The organism is Polynucleobacter sp. IMCC 30228 (assembly GCF_021395205.1).
Lineage (GTDB): Bacteria > Pseudomonadota > Gammaproteobacteria > Burkholderiales > Burkholderiaceae > Polynucleobacter.
Genome location: NZ_JAJVCS010000004.1, coordinates 37,258 through 60,375, shown reverse-complemented (window position 1 = coordinate 60,375; position 23,118 = coordinate 37,258). Strand labels below are relative to the sequence as shown.

24 protein-coding genes are annotated in these 23,118 nt (G+C 43.0%); 4 read left to right on the top strand and 20 right to left on the bottom strand.

Going from position 1 to position 23,118, the window contains the following annotated elements:
• Positions 1–2: 2 nt before the first annotated feature.
• The 13 genes from LZT21_RS07950 to LZT21_RS07895 all read right to left on the bottom strand — a co-directional run bounded on the left by LZT21_RS07950 (position 3) and on the right by LZT21_RS07895 (position 14,796).
• A complete protein-coding gene (locus LZT21_RS07950; protein WP_233990177.1) occupies positions 3–2,414 on the bottom strand; it encodes an adenosylcobalamin-dependent ribonucleoside-diphosphate reductase in 2,412 nt (803 codons plus the stop codon).
• Positions 2,401–3,621, bottom strand: coding sequence for a nitronate monooxygenase family protein (locus LZT21_RS07945; RefSeq protein WP_233925342.1), 1,221 nt, complete (start codon positions 3,619–3,621; stop codon positions 2,401–2,403). Before LZT21_RS07945 ends, LZT21_RS07950 begins: the two co-directional genes overlap by 14 nt.
• Positions 3,618–4,772 carry an NnrS family protein gene (locus LZT21_RS07940; RefSeq protein ID WP_233937223.1) on the bottom strand — a complete coding sequence of 385 codons (1,155 nt, stop codon included), beginning with the start codon at positions 4,770–4,772 and terminating at the stop codon, positions 3,618–3,620. The genes LZT21_RS07945 and LZT21_RS07940 overlap by 4 nt, the downstream gene beginning before the upstream one ends.
• A 247-nt stretch (positions 4,773–5,019) precedes the next feature.
• The gene (locus tag LZT21_RS11935) at positions 5,020–5,250 is read right to left on the bottom strand and encodes a DUF4440 domain-containing protein (protein WP_370634815.1); all 231 of its coding nucleotides are present in this window, start codon (positions 5,248–5,250) and stop codon (positions 5,020–5,022) included.
• Between the two features lie 28 nt (positions 5,251–5,278).
• On the bottom strand, positions 5,279–6,775 hold the full coding sequence (locus tag LZT21_RS07935) for a tripartite tricarboxylate transporter permease (RefSeq protein ID WP_233990175.1): 1,497 nt from the start codon (positions 6,773–6,775) through the stop codon (positions 5,279–5,281).
• Position 6,776: 1 nt separating this feature from the next.
• Positions 6,777–7,238 (bottom strand): tripartite tricarboxylate transporter TctB family protein, encoded by a 462-nt coding sequence (locus tag LZT21_RS07930; protein ID WP_233990173.1) that lies wholly within the window; start codon positions 7,236–7,238, stop codon positions 6,777–6,779.
• A complete protein-coding gene (locus LZT21_RS07925) occupies positions 7,235–8,221 on the bottom strand; it encodes a tripartite tricarboxylate transporter substrate binding protein (protein ID WP_233990171.1) in 987 nt (328 codons plus the stop codon). Before LZT21_RS07925 ends, LZT21_RS07930 begins: the two co-directional genes overlap by 4 nt.
• 28 nt (positions 8,222–8,249) lie before the next feature.
• Positions 8,250–9,176, bottom strand: a complete 927-nt coding sequence (locus LZT21_RS07920; protein WP_233990169.1) for a tripartite tricarboxylate transporter substrate binding protein — start codon at positions 9,174–9,176, stop codon at positions 8,250–8,252.
• On the bottom strand, positions 9,173–9,718 hold the full coding sequence (locus LZT21_RS07915) for a hypothetical protein (RefSeq protein WP_233990168.1): 546 nt from the start codon (positions 9,716–9,718) through the stop codon (positions 9,173–9,175). The genes LZT21_RS07920 and LZT21_RS07915 overlap by 4 nt, the downstream gene beginning before the upstream one ends.
• An 8-nt stretch (positions 9,719–9,726) precedes the next feature.
• A complete protein-coding gene (locus LZT21_RS07910) occupies positions 9,727–11,280 on the bottom strand; it encodes a sulfatase-like hydrolase/transferase (protein WP_233990167.1) in 1,554 nt (517 codons plus the stop codon).
• A gap of 8 nt (positions 11,281–11,288) precedes the next feature.
• On the bottom strand, positions 11,289–12,845 hold the full coding sequence (hpaE, locus tag LZT21_RS07905; RefSeq protein WP_233990165.1) for a 5-carboxymethyl-2-hydroxymuconate semialdehyde dehydrogenase: 1,557 nt from the start codon (positions 12,843–12,845) through the stop codon (positions 11,289–11,291).
• Positions 12,842–13,828 (bottom strand): tripartite tricarboxylate transporter substrate binding protein, encoded by a 987-nt coding sequence (locus tag LZT21_RS07900; protein ID WP_233990163.1) that lies wholly within the window; start codon positions 13,826–13,828, stop codon positions 12,842–12,844. Before LZT21_RS07900 ends, hpaE begins: the two co-directional genes overlap by 4 nt.
• Positions 13,825–14,796 carry a tripartite tricarboxylate transporter substrate binding protein gene (locus LZT21_RS07895; RefSeq protein WP_233990161.1) on the bottom strand — a complete coding sequence of 324 codons (972 nt, stop codon included), beginning with the start codon at positions 14,794–14,796 and terminating at the stop codon, positions 13,825–13,827. The genes LZT21_RS07900 and LZT21_RS07895 overlap by 4 nt, the downstream gene beginning before the upstream one ends.
• A gap of 107 nt (positions 14,797–14,903) precedes the next feature.
• Here LZT21_RS07895 and LZT21_RS07890 point away from each other — a divergent pair, with 107 nt between their 5' ends.
• Positions 14,904–15,839 carry a LysR family transcriptional regulator gene (locus tag LZT21_RS07890; RefSeq protein WP_233990159.1) on the top strand — a complete coding sequence of 312 codons (936 nt, stop codon included), beginning with the start codon at positions 14,904–14,906 and terminating at the stop codon, positions 15,837–15,839.
• Between the two features lie 18 nt (positions 15,840–15,857).
• Here LZT21_RS07890 and LZT21_RS07885 read toward each other — a convergent pair whose 3' ends face one another.
• Genes LZT21_RS07885 through LZT21_RS07875 form a run of 3 tightly spaced genes read right to left on the bottom strand, consistent with a single transcriptional unit; the run spans position 15,858 to position 18,105 of the window.
• A complete protein-coding gene (locus tag LZT21_RS07885; protein ID WP_233925337.1) occupies positions 15,858–16,850 on the bottom strand; it encodes a tripartite tricarboxylate transporter substrate binding protein in 993 nt (330 codons plus the stop codon).
• A gap of 12 nt (positions 16,851–16,862) precedes the next feature.
• A complete protein-coding gene (locus LZT21_RS07880) occupies positions 16,863–17,351 on the bottom strand; it encodes a heme-binding protein (RefSeq protein WP_233990157.1) in 489 nt (162 codons plus the stop codon).
• A 22-nt stretch (positions 17,352–17,373) separates the two neighbouring features.
• Complete coding sequence (locus LZT21_RS07875) at positions 17,374–18,105, bottom strand: SDR family oxidoreductase (RefSeq protein WP_233990155.1); 732 nt, start codon at positions 18,103–18,105, stop codon at positions 17,374–17,376.
• 201 nt (positions 18,106–18,306) lie between these two features.
• Here LZT21_RS07875 and LZT21_RS07870 point away from each other — a divergent pair, with 201 nt between their 5' ends.
• The 3 genes from LZT21_RS07870 to LZT21_RS07860 are packed head-to-tail and all read left to right on the top strand — an operon-like array spanning position 18,307 to position 20,118.
• Complete coding sequence (locus tag LZT21_RS07870) at positions 18,307–19,062, top strand: extracellular solute-binding protein (protein WP_233990152.1); 756 nt, start codon at positions 18,307–18,309, stop codon at positions 19,060–19,062.
• 55 nt (positions 19,063–19,117) lie between these two features.
• Positions 19,118–19,459, top strand: coding sequence for an NIPSNAP family protein (locus LZT21_RS07865; protein ID WP_233925333.1), 342 nt, complete (start codon positions 19,118–19,120; stop codon positions 19,457–19,459).
• Positions 19,456–20,118 carry a hypothetical protein gene (locus LZT21_RS07860; RefSeq protein WP_233990151.1) on the top strand — a complete coding sequence of 221 codons (663 nt, stop codon included), beginning with the start codon at positions 19,456–19,458 and terminating at the stop codon, positions 20,116–20,118. The genes LZT21_RS07865 and LZT21_RS07860 overlap by 4 nt, the downstream gene beginning before the upstream one ends.
• Positions 20,119–20,296: 178 nt before the next feature.
• Here the strand turns inward: LZT21_RS07860 and LZT21_RS07855 are convergent, their stop codons facing one another.
• From LZT21_RS07855 to LZT21_RS07840, 4 genes are all read right to left on the bottom strand, one after another.
• On the bottom strand, positions 20,297–21,364 hold the full coding sequence (locus LZT21_RS07855; protein ID WP_233990149.1) for an asparaginase: 1,068 nt from the start codon (positions 21,362–21,364) through the stop codon (positions 20,297–20,299).
• Positions 21,365–21,452: 88 nt separating this feature from the next.
• Positions 21,453–21,851 carry a hypothetical protein gene (locus LZT21_RS07850; RefSeq protein ID WP_233925330.1) on the bottom strand — a complete coding sequence of 133 codons (399 nt, stop codon included), beginning with the start codon at positions 21,849–21,851 and terminating at the stop codon, positions 21,453–21,455.
• A gap of 29 nt (positions 21,852–21,880) precedes the next feature.
• A complete protein-coding gene (locus LZT21_RS07845; protein WP_233925329.1) occupies positions 21,881–22,420 on the bottom strand; it encodes an OmpA family protein in 540 nt (179 codons plus the stop codon).
• A gap of 120 nt (positions 22,421–22,540) precedes the next feature.
• Complete coding sequence (locus tag LZT21_RS07840; protein WP_233990354.1) at positions 22,541–23,113, bottom strand: SRPBCC family protein; 573 nt, start codon at positions 23,111–23,113, stop codon at positions 22,541–22,543.
• Positions 23,114–23,118 lie beyond the last annotated feature (5 nt).

Here is a 23,118-nt window from a genome sequence, read left to right as displayed (position 1 = left end):
TCTTATCCACAAGCTCCGATAAATCCACAATTAGTGCAATATTCACAGCCATCTTTTTTAATTAATGCGTGCGCCCCACATTCAGGGCATTTTTTTCCCCTCATCATTCCTGAAGTATTTAATTCAGCTGTCTCATTACTAATCTGAATATCAGTATGTGCATTAAATTGTGCAACACCACGCCTTATCAAAATGTTTTCAATGGCAAATGCAACTGCTGATACTTCAGAGTCATGCCACATTGGCACCTCGATACCATCATCTTTTTTCCTAGTTCCCAAGCGAACTGGTCCGCGATCCCATGCAACTTTACGCATATCTCCTAGCGCTCTTACTAGAAATCCACCGCGTGCAGCCAATGAAAGAAGGCGCATACTTGAAGTAATCCATTGTTGCGATTCACCACTTTGGCCTACTGGCATAAAAAATTCAATAGCTCGCTCTGATTGAACTTCTTCTCCATTAACAAACCCATGTACGTTTAAAAATGAAATAATTAAATATAGCGTTTTTTGACCATCTTGAGTCCAGTAATTAATTTTTTCAGCTACAGCTGGTAACTCGCCATTGGGTCGGCGATCAACTACTTTTTTTGATGGATTACCTCCCAAGTTAGATACACCTTGAGTTGTTATTGGTATCTCTTCTGGCTCAGTTTCATTCACATGCAAAACTGAACCTAAAATTGAATTTGGCCGGTAGGTTGCCAGGCCTTTTAAATTTGATTGCCACGCCTTCAAATATAAATTTACAAAGCTTGCGAACGGATAATCGGCAGGCACATTAACTGTTTTTGATATGGCTGTATCAATATAGGGCTGCACTACCTCCATCATGGCAATATGATCTTCCGCAGACATTGTTAAGGCGGTAATAAAGTAGTCTGGTAAAGCATTTATATCTCCCCCCATTTCTTTAAAAACTCGCCATGCATGATCTTCTACTGAGTACTCCCTGGTTGATCCATCAGCCTCTCTTTTTTTGCGCTGATAAGCCCAAGAAAATGGTGGCTCAATTCCATTGGAAGCATTATCAGCAAAAGCCAGACTGACTGTTCCGGTTGGGGCAATTGAAAGCAAGTGACTGTTCCGAATTCCAAATTTTCGAATCTCGGTTTTTAAATTGCTATCTAAACGGTTAGCAAAATTTGTTCCGCCCAAATACTGCTCAATATCTAAAGCAGGAAAAGCACCTTTTTCTTTTGCCAAATCGACTGAAGCTTGATATGCGGCGTCGCGTAAATGTTTTGCGATATTTGCCGCCTCAGATCTACCGGTGTTACTGTTATAAGCTAATTTAAGCATTATCAAGGCATCCCCAAGACCCGTAAAACCAACACCAATCCGACGTTTTGATTGGGCCTCAATAGCTTGTTCTTTTAGAGGCCAATAAGTTACGTCTAGTACGTTATCCAGCATTCTTACTTGAATTTTTACTGCCTCAATAAATCCAGGGTAATCAAACGATGCAGTTCCAGCAAATCCAAATGGATTAATAACGAAGCGAGGCAAAATTATTGGGCCTAAATCACAACATCCATATGGTGGTAAGGGTTGTTCGCCACATGGATTCGTAGCTTCAATAGATTCACAATAACTTAAATTATTATCACTATTAATATTATCTAAAAATAAAATCCCAGGTTCAGCAAAATCATATGCGGATTCCATCACCAGGTGCCAAATTTCTTTTGCCTTGATTGTTTGATAAACCCAAAGCCCATCTGCACGTTGATGAAATTCTTTGGTAATATTTTTATCGCTTGGCTTAGCTTTATGAACTAAATCCCATAAACTATCTCTTTCAACTGCGCGCATAAATTCATCAGAAACACCCACAGAAACATTAAAATTATTCCAGCGCCCAGGGGTTCGCTTAGCATTAATAAACTCAAAAATATCGGGATGATCTATTTTTAGAACTCCCATTTGTGCACCCCGCCGCGAGCCTGCACTTTCAACAGTAGAACAAGATTGATCAAATACATTGATATAACTACAAGGACCAGAAGCAAATGATGCAGTGCCTTTTACCTCGGCACCTTTTGGCCGAATGCGCGAAAAATCATAGCCAACTCCACCGCCACGACGCATAGTTTCTGCGGCTTGTTTTAATGCCTCATATATTCCTGGAAATCCATCTTCATCAAAATCCTGAATACAATCACCAACTGGCTGCACAAAACAATTAATTAAGGTTGATTGAATACCGGTTCCGCCAGCACTCATAATTCGACCAGCGCCGATTGCTCCCGCTAGCATATTTTTCAGAAAAAGGGCTTCTATTTTTTTTTGTAATGCTGGTAATTCAACAGCAGCCAAACCCATAGCTACCCTTTTAAAAATAGCCTCAGCATCCTCTTCGCCAGGCTTAAGGTATTTTTCCTTTAAAACATCAATACTAATTTGTTGCATAGTTATCTATCTTGGGCATTACTTCTAATAACAGCCAATTAAATAAATCAGCCACTGAACGAATTTGATCGCCGAAGGGTAATATTCCAGCCCCTCTAAAAAATAAGCCTTTTTGGGTATCTCCCGTTAATGCACTCCCAAGAACTTTATCTATACAAAATTGTCCCCAAGCAGCATTACCGTCTCTTAAGCCGCAATCATGCAAACAATCAAATATCATTGTGCATCTTGGCTTTTTACGTGCCTTATTTTTTAACTTGGCCTCGGCTTTCATATAATTTTTTAACCAAGGCGTCATTACCGCACGTGCAGGTAAGCCGGCAACACTTAAAAACTCAACCAGCTCTTCAGGCTTTGACCCTGCCAATACTTTTTTAAATGCTTGATCTGCATCTCCCTCTATCGTTACCGCAAAGGCTGTGCCCAACTGAACGCCTGATACTCCCATGGACTGTAGTTTTTGAATGTCCTGTAAATTACTGATTCCACCTGCAGCAATTAAAGGAATTTGACCCTCTATCCCCATCGTTTTAAAAAAATTGATTACCTGAGGAATAACATGTTCAAAATCAAATTTAGGATTATTAATATCGGCAACTGAAGAGGCCCCCAGATGACCTCCAGCTAATTTAGGGTTTTCAATCACAATTGCATCTGGCAAGCGCCCTTTTTTCTCCCATTTTTTTACCAATATTTGCACACCCCTAGCCTCCGATAAGATTGGGATTAATGCTGTGGCTGGATAACCGGCGGCTAGATCTGGCAGGTCAAGCGGCAACCCCGCGCCAACCACAATCGCATCAACACCGCTCTCTAAAGCACAAGCAACATAAGCCTCATATTCATTAACAGCGCGCATAACATTAACTGCGATAAGTCCGAAACTACTCGAACCCTCTTGAGCCATCTTAATTTCTCTTTTCAAGGCCTCAAGGTTGGCTTGATTTATAGCCTTTTTACTTATTGCTGAAGGGAGAAGATGTTGGGTCAGATCCATTAAATCTGGATGTAAGCGGCGTAGATCAATTGAAGAAATGGTTCCCATGCCGCCTAATTTTGCAACTGCGCCAGCTAAGCGATGAGCTGAAACTCCAACACCCATGCCACCCTGTACTATCGGTAAAATAGTTTTGCCTTTTATTGTCAAGCTTTTAAGCCCACTTGATGCAAGCAGATGATCAGATGATTGCGGTATTAAAGGATTCATTTAGCAGCTTTAATAAAGTCTGCAGAAAACATTATTGGAGAGTATTTATGCAAATACAGCAAAAAAGCCAAACACCAACAAGCACCCGATATTGCCAGTAAGGGATTAAATAAATAACTTGGTGCCAGATGAGCTATTAACCAAAAAGTAGCAGCACAAGGCACTAATAAGTAACATGCATGTTCGATCTTGCCAGCAACCAATGGTCTGCCAGTATGGCCAAGTGCTGTGCGCGTAATCATGCCAATAATTAAACCGCCAGTAGCCCCAATCCCAAATGCATGCAAGGCCGGATAGATCGAGACTAATTTAAGCGAGTAAATGCCTAATAAAGAAAAGCCAAGCACCAGCCAAGCATATGAGATATGTAATATCCACAAGATTGGTTTATTTTTAGTTTCAAGTGGTCGCCAGCCCCACAGTAAAATGGCATGTAGCGTAGCAGTTATAAAACATAAGGCAGCTGAAATAATATTTGGCGTAAAAAATGCAAGAGTTAAAAATGATATCGCGGTAAATAATAATGTTGCTTTGGCTAAAGTGGGATGACGAAATTGCTGAATTCCAGGAACCGCATTTGCAGTAAAGCTTGGTATTACTCTGCCGCCAATCATGACTTCAATCATGGTAATTAAATACAAGGCAGTAAAAAGTAAAGGGTTTGGATCGATTGATATATAACCTAAAGCCGCTAAATAAAAAAGTCCATTCAAGAAACCTAATACTAAAATGGTCAGCGGTAGAAAAAGATTTCTAAGCATTCGACGTTGATAAATTAACCGCCCAATTACAATTGCAATTACCGGAAGAAATGCGATATCAAAAATAGCAAAAAATGGGTTTAAAAGAGGGCCAATGCGACCTAAAAGCCACAAAAGAACTAGCAAAGCCAAAGAGAGGCCTGTGGGGGTTTCTAAACCAGTCCAGGCTCGAACGGCTGTTAAAGAAAAACCAGTAATGACAGTAGCGGCAAAGCCAAACAGCATTTCATGAGCATGCCATTGCATGCCCACAATTAATTGCTGCCTTCGTATGCCATATCCATTTAATTCTAAAAGCCACTCAAATAACGCTAACGCAGACCATAAAGCGGCAAATAAATAAAAAGGTCTAAACCCCAAGGAAAAAATTGGGGGCGTTCTGCTTCTCACCTTATATACTCCAATCAATTTTATAAATAGGCTTACTGCGCTGCAGCATCACAAGCAATGCCAGCATTCTCAACTTATTAATGGAGAAATGAAATAGCTCTATAGAACTATTCTTAAGTATAGGGTTTATACCCTATAAAAAAAGCGATCTTTTTGCGCTAGATCAAATAACTAGCTAGATTTATTACTCTTTTGTAATGGTAAAGCTAAAAACACTAAAGTAATTGAAATCCTTGGGCCAGCCAAACTACACTGAGTCTTTCTTCAGGTTTGCTACCTGAGTTACTTTGAAATCACTTACCGTACACTTGCCAATCTTTTCGTTTTTAATCATTTGAATTTCGGTAGCTCTATCACGTGCTCCATCAGAATGAACTGATTGAAATCCGGGGGCAAACATTGCTTCCACCGCTGGCCAGTTGCAGGCGGTAATTTCAGCTAATAACTGACGATAGAGGCGCTCGCCTTCTGTAGCAATATTAATTTCCAGAATAGATTTACTTCACTCAATTTTTATTTAAGCCACGGGACATAAGCTGCTGAAATATTGGATAAACTAAAACCACCAAAGCAATGGCAAACATGGTGCCGGCAATAGGCCGCATCACAATTCCCCATAAATCGCCCTGTACCAAGTAAAGTGACTGCAAGGAGGAGCGCTCCAAAATTGGGCCAAGTGCTAATGCCATTAACAAAATGACTGGTTCAAACTTTAACAAACGTAATAAATAGCCAACTACGCCACTCGCTAAAAGTACCCATAAATCGAGAATACTGTTTGAAATAGCATAGGTACCTACCACACACATTAGCGCTACGATGCTTGAAATTAGATACATAGGTAAGCGTAATAACGAAACAAAAATACCAATTAAAGGCAAATTTAATAATAAAAGCATAATATTGCCCACATACATACTTGATGTAACGCCCCAAAATATTTCAGGGTTTTTAAGCATTAACATTGGGCCAGTTTGCACCCCATGAATTAGCAAGGCGGTAAGCAACATGGCGGATGCTGGAGCAAACGGTATGCCGAGTGCTAATAAGGGAATAAAGGCGCCCTGCGCAGCACCGTTATTTGCTGCCTCTGGTCCAGCTACACCCTCTATTGCGCCATGTCCAAATTCTGCAGGATTTTTTGACAGTTTTCGTTCTAGCGCATAAGAACTAAAGGTAGCAATAATTGCCGTAGGCCCAGGTATTAGGCCAAATAAAAATCCTAACACTGAGCCACGTGCGATCGGTCCCTGCGAGCGACGCCACTCTTCGCGCGTTGGCAAAAGCTCTCGTAGGCGAACTGGTAAAGGTCGTTCTGTCTTGAGTTTATCGTGTGCTGAGGCAATTAATTCCGAGACCCCAAATAAGCCAATGGCAATGGGTACAAGCTCCAAACCTTGGGCAAGCTGTAAGGAGCCAAAAGTAAAGCGGGAAACGCCCGACATGGGTTCCATGCCAACAGTGCTTAAGCCCAAACCAAGCGCTACCATCACCACTGCACGCACTAGAGATGACCCTGTTAGCCTTGAAAGCACTAATAAACCCAAAATACACATCGCAAAAAACTCAGGTGGACCGAAAGTCAACGCAGCACCAGCTAACACGGGGGCCAAAAACGCCAAACCTAAAATCCCAATAGAGCCGGCTACAAATGAACCGATAGCCGCTACAAATAATGCCGCACCAGCTCGACCACGCAAAGCCATGGCATGCCCATCGATAGTGGTAATGACGGAAGAAACTTCACCTGGAACTTTTAATAGAATTGAAGTGGTTGATCCGCCGTACATCGATCCATAGTAAATACCCGCTAACATGATGAGTGCTGCAGATGGTGTCATGGTGTAGGTGACTGGGAGCAATAAAGCCATGGCCCCAATGGGTCCAATACCAGGTAATACGCCAACAATTGTGCCAATCATTACCCCTATAAAGCAAGCGAGCAAATTTTGCCATTCGAAGGCGATTGAAAAACCAAACATTAATCCTTCAAGTGGAGACATATCAATTAAACCAAGTTGAGCTAGGTAAATTCACACGCAGCACTAATGTGAAGAGGATATAAGCTACCGCAGTCATAATTGCAGCTGCACTGATACGACGCCATCGATTTGGCATACCATAAATGCTAAGTGAACTCAGTAACAAAAAAAATGCGGCAATGACAAAACCTGCGCGAGTTAATAAGAAAATAAAGCCCGCAATAGTGAGGATAAATAAAATAATATCTTTGGGAATCTTTAATCTTATTTTTTTTGAATCGGTGTCTAACTTTAAGACTTGAACTAAGTATGTTGTAGCAGCCAAACACATTAGGAGCCCAACTAATGCAGGAAACAAACCAGGTCCCGGCTCTTCGATATTTAAACCAAGCCCACCTGGAAGTCGTAAGGATAAATAAATTTGTCCTATGCCAATACTCAAAAAGAAAAGGGCTGCAAATAATTGCCAAAATCGGGCGCTCATTTTTTACCTAGGCCCAATTCATTAACTAATTTACCGTTAGCTTGATAAGCAATCCACAGGTCCTTTCTTAGTGCTTCAGGATCTTTGACCTCAAGGTTATATCCGCGTTCCTTTGCTTGTGCTTTAAATGCAGGACTTTCAATTGCTGCTTTTGCCGATTTATATAATTTTAGCTTCACATCAGCAGGTAAGTTTTTTGGCGCAACCACTGGATAGTAAACCCCCATCGATACGTCGTAACCCATTTCTCGAAACGTTGGCGCAGCGGGAAAATTGGCATTCCGTTGATCTTCAAAAACGCCAAGGACTGTGACAGTTTTTGCTTTAACGTGGGGAAGTAATTCAGATGGATGTGCTACCACAGCTTCAATATGGCCACCCAACATCGATGGAATCGACTCAGCGCCACTTGCATAAGGAACATGCCCTAATTTGATGCCAGCTTTTTTATTTACACTAACAATAATTAAGTGGCCAACAGAGCCATTACCTGGCGAGCCTACCCTTACTTTTCCGGGATTAGCACGCGCATACTCAATTAACTCTTTCGAGCTCTTCCACTGCGAGTTAGACAAGACTGCCAAGACCATGGGTAGATTAGCGGCCTTAATAATGGGATCGTAATCATTGGGGGTGTTATAGGGAAGATCTTGGCGATGGGGTTGTACTGTTAGCGTTGCTGCAGCACTTAACACGAGGTTATAGCCATCCGGGGGCATACCAATTACCTCTGCAGTTCCAATGGTCCCCTGACCACCTGGCCGATTAGTGACCGTTACGGCCTGCCCCAAAAATGGCTTCATTGATTCAGCCAACATCCGCGCAATAATATCGGCGCCACCGCCAGCTGGATAAGGCACCACTAAGGTAACTGGGCGCGTCGGAAATTCCTGCGCTGCGACAGTCGAAATGCCTATGCTTACGGCAAAAAATAATCCTAACCCATAGTTGAATATTTGACTGTATTTTTTATATTTGTACATAAAGTCTCCTTTTTTATTAATTTAAGATTTATTTATTGGTGAGCAATCCACTAAGACGAGTTAACTCACGCGCACGATCTAATTCGCTAACAATAAAAGTAGCGGTTTGCGCTGAGCCAAGGTAGGCTGGATCCATACCCATCTTATTATTTAAGTCTCCAGTAACTTCTAATAGTGCAGCTAAACAAGCTTCGCTAATTCGCTGCAAAATATCGGTTGGCGTTCCTGCTGGTGCCATGAGTACGTTCCATGATTGGAATGCTAGATCGCAGCCCTGTTCAATCATGGTCGGTACCTCAGGTAGGGAAGTTAAGCGATTGGGCGCAAATACTCCAATAATGCGCGCTCCTTCATTCGCCAGAGCAACTGCAGTTGGAAGTTGTTCTGCTATTAAATCTGCTTGTCCTGCCTTTAGTGCCTCAATTGCAGCGGCAGCACCAGCAAAAGGTTGATGATGCAGTTTAATTTGCAACTTTTGTGCAAATGCTTCCATGCCGATATGTGGCAGACCTCCTACCCCTGGAGTCGAGTAAATAATTTTTCCGGGCTGGGCTTTTGCGGCTCGCACAACCTCAGCCATATTTTTAAAAGTACTTTGTCCTGATGCCATTAACACACTTGGCGTTAAGGTGAAACGACAGACCGGCACAAAAGAATGACGGACGTCGTACTCAACCCGATTGACTAAGGGTTGATATGCTAATGGTCCTTGTGAGACAAAGAGAAGTGTTTGACCATTAGGATTTGCTTGAGCAACCTCAAGAGTGCCTAGCGCACCAGTGCCACCAGGACGATTAATTAAATTAACAGGTCGATCTAATAGTATTGATAATTTAGGTATCACTAACTTTAGAATTAGATCGATCCCCCCTGGAGGAAAGGGCACAATGATATCCAGAGGCTTAAGTACCGGCGCTGATTCTGCTACTAATGAGGTAAATTCCATTGAGGTCATTTGCACTCCATAATTGCTTGACGTAATTTTTGAAAATGGTCTTTATTATTTACAGCCAGTGAGCTAATAATCGATTCTAGGGTTCTAAAACTCAACACATCAGCCCCCTGTACAGCTCGGTCTGCTGTCGCTGCTGCCTCAAGCGAAAGTACCCCGTAACGTGCTAAGGCTGAGCGATATCCCGCAAATAAAATGCTTTGTTCTTTTTCTAGAATGTCGACTTGTGTTAGATAAAGATTACTTTTAGTCAACTGCTGACGTAATAAAACAAGCAGCTCAGCATAATTTTTGGCTTGTTGATTGAAGCGTAAAAGTAATTTTTGGCTCTCAACCTCGTCGCGGCCACGTAATAATACATTTTTCCAATCCTGTGCATTACGACGAAGCGTGATTAACGCGTCACGTGCGGTATTTTCTGCTGCTACCGTTTCTTGCAATTGTGAGACCGCAGTCAGTGCTTCTATACACTCAGCCAGTGCATAAGCTGGCATTAAAAAAGTGATGCAAACCAGTAGTCGTAATGTATATGTATGTATTATCATCTGCAGTCTTAAGCCATGCCTACCGGCTCGGCCAGCACTTCAAGAAGTTCGCCTGGGCGTGCTAGAAGCAATGCATGCATTTGCTCCCTTACCGGCAGCCATGTGGGGTCGTTGAACCGGTTTATCAACTCTAGTGGGTCTTCGCGTAAGTCATATAATTCCCCTACACCTGAACCAAACTCAAAGGTATAGCTGTAACGCAATGTTCTTACCGTGCGCAATTGCAGTGACACACCCAATCTAGCTGGATGAACATACCACTCGCTCCAAGCGCACTCGTGCTCGTCAAGACCCTCTATTACTGGTAGCAGCGAACGGCTTTGCACACTAATATTAGGTAGCTCAGCTACTTGCATAAAAGTTGCAGCCAAATCAATGGTCGAAACAATTGAATTAACTAGGGTACCAGCCTTAATTCCTGGTCCGGAAATAATTAGTGGTACGCGTAATACGCCTTCGTAAATCATCGGTCCTTTGAGGTAAAGACCGTGATCACCCAACATATCACCATGATCACTGGCAAATACAATAAGGGTGTTTTCTGCTAAACCTGCCTGTTTTAAACCCTCAAGAATTCGGCCGATTTGATAATCTACATGAGAAATCATGCCGTAATAATTAGCCATCATTTCTGCTAGCTGAGCATCAGTTTGTGGGGGAACTTTAAAACCTTCAGCCCGAAATTTAGCTAATTCAGGATCAGCAATTTGTGGCGTACCCTCTAAGGCAGCGCGGTGCCACCATGGTCGCTGCTCTAAATCAAGTTGGCGATGCAGTGGCAAAGTCATCTTGGCTGGGTCGTACAGGGTATTCCACGGCGCTGGGCAATCGAAAGGATGATGTGGGTCGGGAAAAGAGGCCCAGGTAAAGAAAGGTTGGGATTTTTCTTGGGTTGAGTGCTCAGGGACTACTGCTCTACTTGCAAGCATCGCTAAGGTTCGCTCAGCCACCCAAGCACTACTATGCCACTCAGCTGGTAATGCCGAAGCCCAGGTTTGCGCAGCACCACTACCCTCAGACAAGCCGGTCTGCCATAAATCTAATGCTTGAGGATGACCGAGAAACCAAGATTCAAAACGATGAATTTGCGGCGCATTATTCTGCAGTCGGTTGCGATGAAACTTGCCAAGAGCAGCTAATTCAACGTGCTGAAAACCCATATAAGGACCAAACCAATCATCGGGATAACTCGGCGCACTCTTACGACACTCGGGTGTACCGGTTGCCGCAAAGGTAATCTTTGAAGAGAAGTGTGCTTTACCAATAAAAGTGGTGGCATAACCGCCGGCTGCCAAACTTGCGGCCATACCCATTTGGCCAATGTTAGGGTCAAGATCTACGCCGTTATCCCAAACCCCATTAGTCAGAGGCAATTTGCCTGTCAAAATGGCTGCCCGCGCTGGCTGACATACTATGCTTGGCGTTATGCAATTAGAGAAGCGTGCGCCACTGCGCGCTAATGCATCGAGGTTGGGAGTAAGTAACGTTGTATTTTCATACCCGATACAATCGGCGCGCTGCTGATCGGTGGTTATAAAAAGGATATTAGGACGCGAATTCATTAGTAAATTTACGCTTTCCCAATTTTTGGCACATGATGGTTACCGATCGCAACACATACATTACGCGTTTCCATATAAAAATCAAAGCTCCAGTCGCCGCCATCGCGACCTATGCCACTATCCTTCATGCCGCCAAAAGGGGTTGCCAAATTACGCGCAATTTCCGTATTAACCCAAACCATTCCCGCTTGAAATGATCGCGCCAAGCGATGTGCTCGTCCAACATTTTCGGTCCAAAGATAGGTTGATAAACCATAACGACTATCGTTAGCTAAACTCAATGCCTCAGCCTCATCTTTAAATGGAGTGACTACTAAAAGAGGGCCAAAAACTTCCTCACGACTAATTTCCATGCCACTGGTAACCCCAGTAATAATCATCGGCATAAACCAATGCCCTTGAGTACTTAATTCGGGATTATTTTTCGGGATACCGCCACATTGAACAGTAGCTCCAGCAGCTTTGGCTCGCTCACAGTACTCGCTTACCTTAGTTAGTTGCCGTGCATGAATCAGGGGCCCTATTTCGGTTGCTGGGCTAAAAGGATTCCCGACTTGAATACTTTTTGCCCGTTGTACCAAACGCTCTACAAATTGATCATGAATTGAATGCTCTACCAACAAACGTGATCCCGCATTACATCGTTGCCCATTTAAACTAAAGATCATGAACGTAACAGCGTCTACAGCCCGATCAAGATCAGCATCAGAAAATACAATGACAGGACTTTTACCACCCAACTCAAAATGAACGCGTTTTAAGCTTGGTGCAGCTTGCGCCATAATGTGTGCACCAGTTGTAGTGCCGCCAACAAACGCAATGGCTTTTATATTTGGATCTTGCGTGAGCGCAAGCCCGGCTTCCTCACCTACACCATGAACTACATTAAGTACGCCTGCGGGCAAACCTGCTTCGAGTGCAATTTTGCCTAGTAGGGCAGCACTTAATGGACTCCATTCAGCGGGTTTATGAACTACTGTACAACCCGATGCAAGGGCTGGAGCAATTTTCCAAGTTGCTAACATAAAGGGCATATTCCAAGGTGTAATAGCGCCAATTGGCCCTATTGGGTCTCGCATGGTGTAATTTAGATGGGTAGGACTAGAGTAACTACGCCCATCGGTAGCCTGATTACATAAGTCGGCAAAATAGCGAAAATTTTCCGCACCACGTACTGCTGTTTTTGTCGTAAAACGTAAAGGTTGCCCAGTATCGGCAGTCTCAAGTAATGCAATTGCCTCGGCATTTGCTTCCAGTCGGTCGGCAAGTGCATGCAATACATCTTGACGCTCGCCTGCAGGCCATTCTCGCCAACCTTTAAATGCAGCACTAGCTGCGCTACTAGCAGCCTTGATATCACGCTTTCCGCCCAAAGCAGTTGTATTTAGTAGGGCTCCATCATATGGCGAAAAGTTATCAAAAGTTCGGCCATCGCTACTTTGACATTCTTCACCATTAATTAAATGCGGCAAAATTGGCTTAGCAAGTGTATTAATTAGGGCCTGCGCTTCACGGCGATTGGCGAGTATTTTTGTTGCGAGTGCAGGCGATTGTTTCTCTATCATTGCAATTCCATCTTTCTTTTTTTGATAATTTGTTCCCAACGTCGTGTATCTGTCTCAACCCGTTCGCGCAAGATTTGAGCTGAAGCGGGCGTGACCTCAATTCCTGCTTTGAGTAATGCGTTACGGATACTTTCATCTTTTAGAGTCTCATACAGAGCATCTTGTAAGGTCTTGATGATGTCCACAGACACACCCTTTGGTACAAAAAGTCCTATCCATCCCCCAACCTCATAACCTGCTAACCCTGATTCGCTAACAGTAGGTAAATCTGGAGCCAGTGGCGAACGCTTGCGAGTTGTTACGGCAAGTGCTCGTAAAGTGCCTGCTTGAATTTGGGGTTGTGCCGCAGCTAAAGCAGGAAACATTAATTGCAAACGCATACCAAGTAAATCTGTGATAGCAGCAGACGCGCCTTTATATGGCACATGAATCATCGTGGTGGATGTCATACTCTGAAACAATTCACCAGCCATATGGACGCTTGTGCCATAACCGGGAGAACCATAATTTATTTCGCCATCATGCGCCTTAACATAGGCAATTAAATCAGCCATATTTTTAACTGGCAGTGCGCTTGGCACAACTACTACTCCGGGTACCTCACCTACTAATAAAAGAGGAACTAAATCTCGCTCAAAAACGTATGGCATCTTTTTTTGAATTGAATTACTAATCGCATTACTAGCACTACCCATCAATAAGGTATAACCGTCGGCAGGAGCTGTTGCAACAGCTGCAGTACCTATTGTTGCACCCGCACCAGCAATATTTTCAATCAATACTGGCTTACCTAAGCGCTTTTGTAATCCAGGTGCTAATAAGCGCGCAGCACTATCTGCAGCACCACCTGCAACAAAAGGAACAATAATTCGAATAGGCTTGTCAGGCCATGCAGCCCGCGCAAAGGACGATCCCATCAACAAAGGCAACATCACGCAGCAGTAAATAAAGAATTTACGCAATTTATAAGTGCCCTTACTCATTTTTCAAGATTATTTTTTTCGCTGTTTAATCCAAGAGTTGCAACAAGATTTTTCCAGAGTGCAAGTTCCCGTGCAATAACTTGGTTAAATTCATCACCACGTTCTGCTTTTTTATTAATAGCTAGTTCTGCCAACCTTTCCTCTACTGCCGGTTCATTTAAGATTGCTATTACCGCTGTAGATAATTGTTGGACTTTTTCTGCCGGCAGCCCACTCGGTCCGATGAGGCCATACCAAGATTCAAATTGCAATGCCACCCCCAACTCCCCAAAGGTGGGTACATTAGGCAAGGAGGCAATGCGTTTATCACCGGTAACAGCAAGCGCGCGTAACTGTTGCGCTTGAATTTTGGGTAACGCCAAGATTGCTGCTGGCAACATCACTTCAACACTACCATTTTGTACCTGACCAATAGCATTCGCTCCGCCGGAAGCAGGTTGGTGGATTAAATTTAAATCGCTACTTTTAAAATACAATTCTGCTACTAAATGATGTGGGCCACCAATGCCGGTTGATGCGTAACGCCACTGCCCATTAGCATTACGTGCTTGTTGTACAAATTGCCCTAAATTGGTTGGGCCAGCAATATTTACAACCAAAATATAAGGTGCTGCGGCAAACCGAATAATCGGTGAAAAACTGGTCACTGGATCGTAGCTTAATTTACCCTCAAAGGCTGATGCAATACCGTGGCTGCTGGGTGTGGCAATTAATAAGGTTTGGCCATTGGGTGCAGACTGAGCCACATATGCTGCAGCCACAGTACCACTTCGACCCGGCATGTTGACAACTTTGACCTCTCCAAACCCCCGCCGACTTAAGCCTGCAGCTAGCAAATGGGCGATTTGATCCGTTGATCCCTGTGCAGCTGTTGGCACGACTAATTCAAGCGCCGATACTGAGTCTGCTGCGATGCCGAACTGGCATAGCAAAGCTGACAAAATAACCAAGAGGCTAGCTTTCTTCATCAGCGCTAGTCTAAATCTCAATTATTTATTTATCAATTTGATATATTGAATGTATTATTTGATTTATCTTATTAATAGTTTTCTATACTTATTTTGATTGTGAGCCAATGATTAACCCCAATTTCAAGCATTTACGGGTATTTATTGAAATTGCTCGACGGGGCAGTTTTCGCAATGCTGCAAATGCGCTTCATCTCAGTGAGCCTGCAACTAGTCAAGCCATTACCCAGCTGGAATCATTAATTAAAGTGAAATTACTTGATCGCACTACGCGCTCAGTACGCCTTACTGAAGCAGGCTTAACGTTCCTCATTGATGCTGAGAAAATGCTCGATGGCATGGATCGTGCCATCGTTGGGCTGCGAGATTTTGCTGCCTCTGGGCGGGAACGAGTTTCTTTGGCCTGTTTATCCTCAACTGTGTTCCATTTGCTTCCACCCGTTTTAGTTGAAATGAAACGGCTTTACCCTGCTATCAATGTTATTTTTTTAGATGACACTATGCGTGGAATTTTACGTAGCCTAGAAAATAGCGATTGTGATTTAGCGATTGTTAGTGAAGACTCGCTGACCAAAGCTGAACTCACTATTCCCTTAGTCGAGGATACTTTTCAATTAGTATGCTCCCGTGATCATCCTCTCGGGGCAAAACGAGAAGTAACAGGGCATGATCTCAGCGCCCATGAACTTTTATTACTGCGACGCGGCTCGGGAATTCGTGATGTTTTTGATCGAGCTATCGAGCCCCTTGGTATTGACTTAAAAATTGTTTATGAAACTACGCAAGTTCACACCTTATTAGGTTTAGTCGAAGCAGGGCTAGGTGTAACCGTTTTACCGTCAATGCTTTGTCCTGGCCCAAGCAATACTGCATTAGCGGTGCGCCCCATTCAAAACCCACTAGTCTCTCGGCGTTTAGGCATTGTTTTCCCCGAAGGGAAAGAGCCCTCGCCAGCAGCCCAATTATTGGCTGAGGTCGTACGCCAAACAGTAGGCTCTGAGACAATGATCAAACCCTGTGGAGTTCATAGCATCTGCTTATAAAGCTATGCAGTAGTTCAATTACTCTTTCTTCAGGTTTGCCGCTTGCACAACTGGACGCAAACTCACTAACTCTTTCGCAATAAATGCAGTCGCTTTTATCCCAGTAATATTATTAATTGGCTGAATCGAAAGGGTAGTCAATTTTTCAATCAGGGCTGGCTCAGAAAGTACCTTCGTACTTGCATTGATTAATTTATTAGTAATTTCAGGCGAAAGCCCATGCGGTGCAGAGACAATATTCCATAAGGCCGCTTGAAAATCTTTCAGGCCTGTAGCCTCACTCACTGTTGGCACATCGGGCAATAAAGCCGAGCGCTTAGAAGTTGCAATAGCGACAATTCTTAGCTTTCCTGCTCGATGTTGATTAATTACAGAACCCAATGTATCGACTGTCATATTAATTTGGCTGCCCATCAATGCTGGTATTGATTGCGCGCTTCCTCTGAATGGAATATGTTGAATTTGTAGGCCGCCCAATTCATATTTCAATCTCTCCCCAACGATATGTAGATAGGTTCCCTCGCCTGCAGAGCCATATTGCAATTTACCTGGATTCAGTTTTGCAAATTCTAGTAGCTCTTTGAAGGTACCAGTAGTGGTGGGGCTTACAGCAAAAACAATGGGGGCATCACCAACCACAGCAATTTCAACAAAATCTTTGATCGAATCATATTGCGGCTTAGGATTGATCAGGCTATAAAGAACATGCGTAGAGGCAGTGCCGAATAATAGGGTATAGCCATCAGGATTGCTATTTTTTACTTCAAGTGAACCAATGGCACCACTAGCACCACTTTTGTTATCAACCACTACTGATACCCCAAGCTGAACCCCTAGCGATTGGGCATATAACCTTGCAAACTGGTCGGTTGGTCCACCAGCTGGAAATGGAACAACCAAACGGATTGGCTTGGTAGGGTAGGTATTTTGTGCTTGTGAAGTACCAGATAAAAAATTTGTACTAAACAAAAATAAACTCATTATTGAAAAAAATATTTTGCTTAAGTTCATCTTGCTTCTCAATTAAAGTTGACTACTATTCCAGTCGGGTGACGGCTCGGCTGGTTCAGCGAGTAGCGTAGATAATTTAATCGCTTCAATTGCGCAATACTCGTCTTTATCTGAGGTATCGCCACTAATGCCAACAGCCCCTATGGCTATTCTCTGCTGATTTAAGATCAGTACACCCCCTGGAACTGGAATAAACCGCCCACCCGCCGCGCCTCCTAAAGCATTTAGAAAAACGGGGCGATTCGCTAAGCGATCTCTAATTTGGCGAGTGTGCATGCCCATGCCAAGAGCTGCCCAAGCTTTACCAAGCGCAATATCGAAGCGCATGATACCGCAGCCATTTTCACGTTTAAATGCCACAAGTTGCCCTCCCGAATCCAGGACAGCAATCGCCTGCGGCAAAATTCCATTAGCTGCACGTATTTTAATTGCTGCATTAATAATGCTATCCGCTATTTCCAAGTCTAGACTTGAATAAATTGAAATCAGTTTTTCTTCCATGATGGTTCTTTATAAAGGATTATTAAGCTGCGTTACTAAGACCAACTGTAATGCCACCACAAACATAGAGTACTTGTCCGGTAATAAAGCTAGCGCGGTCATCCAAAAATAGTGCAACAGCGTGCGCAACATCTTCTGGCTCACCCATTCTCTTCACTGGAATATTGGCAATAATTTTTTTTGTTTTAGGATGGTCAGGATGATTACCCAAAGTAAATAATTCAGTAGCTATGGGCCCTGGTCCAATGGCATTTACCGTAATACCAAAGTGGGCCATTTCAAGCGCCCAGGTGCGCGTCATTCCGAGTAGACCAGCTTTGCTAGCAGCATAAGCCGTGCGCTCTTCTTTGCCTAGTGCCGCTCTACTAGCAATGTTAATAATTCGCCCAAATTGAGCAGTGCGCATCGCCGGCATCAGACTTTGAGCCAATAGCATCGGTGCCTTCAGATTTAAGTCCATCACGGCATTAAAATCATCAAGACTAACATCCTCAAGGGCGCCGGGACGAATAATACCGGCGTTATTTACTAAGCGTAATATGCTGGTGGTCTTCAGCAAGTCTACAATTAACCCCTGAGTTGCTTTGGCGTCAGTTAAGTCGACTCGATGAAATGTTTCGCTAGCAAGTAATTCTTTCGGGGGTACTTGATCTAAATTAATAACGCTATAGCCATCCTCAATTACTCTACGTGCAATAGCTCTGCCGATGCCGCCGCTTCCACCCGAGATGAGGATATTTTTAGTCTTGCTCATTTCATGCTAAATAGGTTATAGATAAGAATAAATTGATATGCCGGACATACCACTAGAATAGTGTGAAAATTAAGTATTCTTTAATTTTAATAGATTACAGCTAAATTGACTCAAATTTACCATCTGCAACCTAAAAATAATATACTTTCACTGGCTTAGGCGATAAGTTATCTTTCGCAGTAAAAATATAGGGCGACATCCTTGAAATATATTTTCTTCAGTATCGGCGCATTTCTAATCAGTACCTCTTCCATGGCACAACTTCAAGTAATTATTTCTGGTGGATTTAGTGGCCCATACCAGCAAATGCTACCGCAATTTGAAAAAATGACGGGGATTACAGTCAAAACTCTATCTGGAGCATCCCAAGGTACAGGACCAAAAACAATCAAAGCACAACTTGAGAGTGGCGCCACTGTAGATGTGGTGATACTGTCCCGCGAAGGGCTTGCAGAATTAGTTGCTTTAGGTAGAATTATTCCCGGCTCAGATGTCGACTTGGCTCTTGCGCCCTTAGGTGCGGCAGTTCCATTAGGCGCCTCAAGGCCGGATATTAGTACTGTTGCCGCCTTCAAACAAGCATTATTGAACGCTAACTCTATTGTTGTCCCTGGCAGTACAAGCGGTATTTATCTCACAAAAGAACTTTTTCCGAAGCTGGGAATTACCAAACAAATCTCAGTAAAAATTACTGAACGCGGTAGCCAAGCAACCTCGCTATTAGCCGCAAGAGAAGCTGCTATAGCTATTCAACCAAGCAGCGAACTTGTCAATGTCACAGGCATTGATTTTATTGGGCGCTTGCCAGAAGAAATTCAGCTTTTACAGATATTTGCTATTGCCATCACGCAAGGTTCTACACAGGTTGAATCGGCGAAAAAATTAATTCAATTTTTGACCTCTCCCGAGGCTTCAGTTCCCATTCAAAATAGCGGTATGGATTTAATTAAACGGTAATGATCATTTTAATATAAATTATTTGACTACAGCACTACAAGCAAAAGGAAGCTAAATGATTGTCGAAGAGCGAATCTATACATTACATCACGGCAAAGTTGCCGAGTATCTTAAGCTTTATGAAGATGAAGGTCGGTCAATACAGTTAAATATTTTGGGTTGTAATGTGGGTTATTACACTGTAGATACTGGCCCGCAAAATACGGTAATTCACCTCTGGGCATACCAAGACGCCGCAGATCGAGAAAAAAGACGGGGCGTTTTGGCGCTTGACCCTCATTGGCAGGCTTATCTGCCTAAAATTAGGCCACTGATGCTGGTACAAGAAACCCGAATTTTAAAACCAGCACCCTTTTTTGCGCAGTGGCTTGAGCAGCAATTAAAAGCTACAAAATGAATTACGAATTACGACTTTATCTTGATCAGCTAACTGCAAAGTCAGCATCGATCGAATTGAACTCAACCTATGCTCGAGCCATATATATAGTTGAGGGAAGTATAGCCATCAAAAATGGCGTCTCTACAAGGCTCACTCTATCGCAGAATAGCGCCCTTTCTATTCCAGAATCATTTTCCTTGGGTGGTGGAAGTGCTGACGCAATCATGTTGCGCTGGGAACTGGTTAATGAAGTTGATAATTCTAATAAAATTCAAGCGTCACAAAGTACTCTACTCTTAGCGGCCAAGATGGCGTTAGGTGATTTAAGTCAGTACATTATTCGCTGTGATAGAGTCGATTTTCCTCCTGAAGGCGAGGCGCTGACTCATCGACATCTGGGTGGGGGTATTCGCTGTTTACTATTTGGTTCTATCCAAATTCATACCCTCGGCAATATCCATACTCATCAACCCTTGAGCGCCTGGTTTGAGGCTGGCCCTGATGCAGTTTATGCTGCCACCGATAAGACCTTAGCCTCAGCGTTTGCAAGGGTCATGATTTTGCCGAGAGGGTTAATTGGTGGAAAAACATCCATTGAATATGTGAATTCTGAAGATAAGAATAAACCCAAAAGTCAGCGTTACCAGATTTTTATTGACGAATTAATACAACATTAAACTCTAAAGGAAAAGCATATGCGGAAAATAATCATTGCTCTTTTTTTTGCAAATTTGTTCACGGGGTGTGCGAGCAATTTCAGTAAAGATGGCGGGATGGATGATGACTTCAGAAATCAGATACCGAATGCAGGCAGTAACTCTCTTAGCTCTTATTAAATTTGGTATTTGCAGTGCACTAGTATGTCTGTAGTGCAAAGTAATCTTGCCATCTTGGCCGAAAAGATTCTGCTTCAGCCTGACTCACTTTTGCCGCATTGAGTGCTAGCTGTAAAACAATCCTCGCCTTTGGGGGTGATAGGCTTCCAGCAGCAATGCAGCCCTCAGGATCTTGTGCGGGTATGTTGGGCCGAACGATACCAGCGCCAGTTCTGGTGGCTCGAACGATCGCAACCCCTGCGGCAATTGCTTGATTAACCGAGTCTTGCCATGCCTTATTAAACCCACCCTGACCTGTTCCTGCAAGAACTAATCCTCTTACCCCAGCATTAATACACAATTGAACAAGGTCGGCGCGTGCGCCTGCATGGCTTGTCAAAATCTCAACCCAAGGCCACTCCTGAACTTGGGGGATAGGTAAATCGTCTACTAATACTGCTTGTGCTGCTCTTACTGTGGATAGCCATGAAGGATTAATTAACGAGACGGAGCTAGAGGGCGAGTCTAGCAAGGGTGCAGCTAGGGCACTACTATGTCGTTTTGCTAAATCACGCGCCATACAGACCTTACCTGCAAAGACTGCGAATACACCCCCTGGACAGTTATCAATCGCCGTGTATGCCCATTGAATTGCGTTGAGTAAATTTTCTGGTCCATCTGCACCAGCCGCATTCGACGGCAACATCGCCCCTGTAAGGACAACCCGCTTTCCCAGCTTTTCAGCATACTTGCCACAAGTAGCTTGTAAAAATATACCGCTTTCTTCGATTGTATCTGTGCCATGCGTAATAACTATGCCTATTAGCGTAGAACTTGCTAGCGCCTTTTTAACCTGCTCACCTAATTCCGTTAACAAGGATTCACTTAAATTACTACTGTTAATATTTGCAATCTGCCTAGAAATAATACGAAGACCTTGAGGGAACATTTGCTCAATTTTTGTTAACAAATCACCAATTTCAATTTGACCCGCCTCATAAGCCAACGGATTTACTTCTGGGTTTGGTGCTAGCCCAGCAATCGTCCCTCCCATTCCTAAAACTAAAATATGGGGAGATTGTTCGGCATTTAAAGGCTTAGTGTTCATACGCCATTAGCAAAAAAATTGCACATAAAAACGCCCCCTTGGTTAGACTTGAGGTCCAACTGTTGGGGGCTCTAGGTCAAGAGTAACCTTAAGGGCTTACTGTATGCCAGATATTGTTTACTCCATCACCTGTTTTATCGCCAGGATTTTTATCTTTGGCAAAAAAGTATAAAGGCTTCCCTTTGTAGGCCAGCTGCTTTTGTCCATCACTACGAGTAATAACGGAGAAATCTCCTGAAACTTTAATGCCCGACTCAACGTATACAGGCGGCCAGTTATCAGCGCAAGTGGCTACGCATTCAGATTTACCTGAATTAGCCTGATCTTTATCAAAAGTATAGATAGTTTTGCCATAACTACTAGTCAAGATACCGTTATTGATTTTAATAAAATCTGCTGATGGGGTTTTAACATCTGGCATCCCTGAGCAAGCAGCCAAAAGAAGACCAGTAACTACGGCAGCTACTACTTTAAATTGATAACTCATTTTTAATCCTTAATTAAAAAAACTGGAGATTAGGTACCTGGGCCAACTAAGGTAACTTCAATACGGCGGTTTTGTGCACGACCATCGGCGGTATCATTTGGCGCCATAGGACTAGCTTCACCCATACCTTGCGCAGAAATTAAACCAGGGCTAACGCCTTTTTTGATGAGGTAATCAACCACATTGTCGGCACGTCTTGAAGAGAGATCAAGATTTGTTTCTATGCCTTCTTTTTTGAGGCCTGCCCCAATTGGCACATTATCGGTATATCCCCGTACAACAACTTTCGTATTTTTAAAACCCGATAAGGTTGGTGCCATTTTGGCTAACACTGCATCAGCCTTACTATTCAAACGATATCCGCCTTCTGGAAAGAGGATTTTATCTTTAATGGTGATGCGTAATTCACCTTGTAACTTACGAATTTCCACTTCATCGCCTTGAAACGCCTGCTGTAATTGACTATAAGCCCCGTCAAGCTGGTTATAACTTTGTTGAGTTACACAGCCAGCCAATAATCCAAGGCTTGCTGTACAAATTAAAAGTAAATACTTTTGAAGTAAATTCATACCATTCTTTCTTTGTTGATGACTCAAATAAAGTCAATTGATTCTTTATAACTGTCTTTTTGAGTATAGCAAATGCGCAAGTCACATTTGCAGTATCTTGGCTAAGATTATGAAATCAAGCTATTTACAGTTTGCCATATCGACAATTTTATGTTGAGTTGCCTTCTTAGCCATTGCCTCAAGGCGGCTACGAATGTTATTTTTTATAAAATAAGCAATTACAAAAGATGGCACTACTGAATCTAGCTCAACTAAGCTATCGTATTTGAAGACTGTTTTAGCTTTCTCAGATACAAGTCTCCACGTGCCTTTATAGAATTTAGCATCGCCACTAATTTGTTCGAAACTAATTAATTGATATGGGGTCTCGGTATATTCAACCAAGGATTTCAGCTCAACCTGAAAAAAAAGAATCTCTTCCTCTATCGCCCTGTATACGCGAACTCTATTGGCAGTTCGTGAAATGATCTGCGCATCAACAATACCAGGAATATTTTTTGAGGCTTCATAGTCGGTAAGGAATGTGTAAGCACTACACATATTAACTGGTACTGCATAAGTAGCGCTGATTTGCAAGCGTCCTCCTAAGGAGGTAACTGTCACTTTTACATCATAAGGATTAGTGCTGTCTTGAGCATGACTCGATATTAAAAAAAAAGTTGCTGCGAAGAAACTAAATAATTTTAAGTGCATTAACT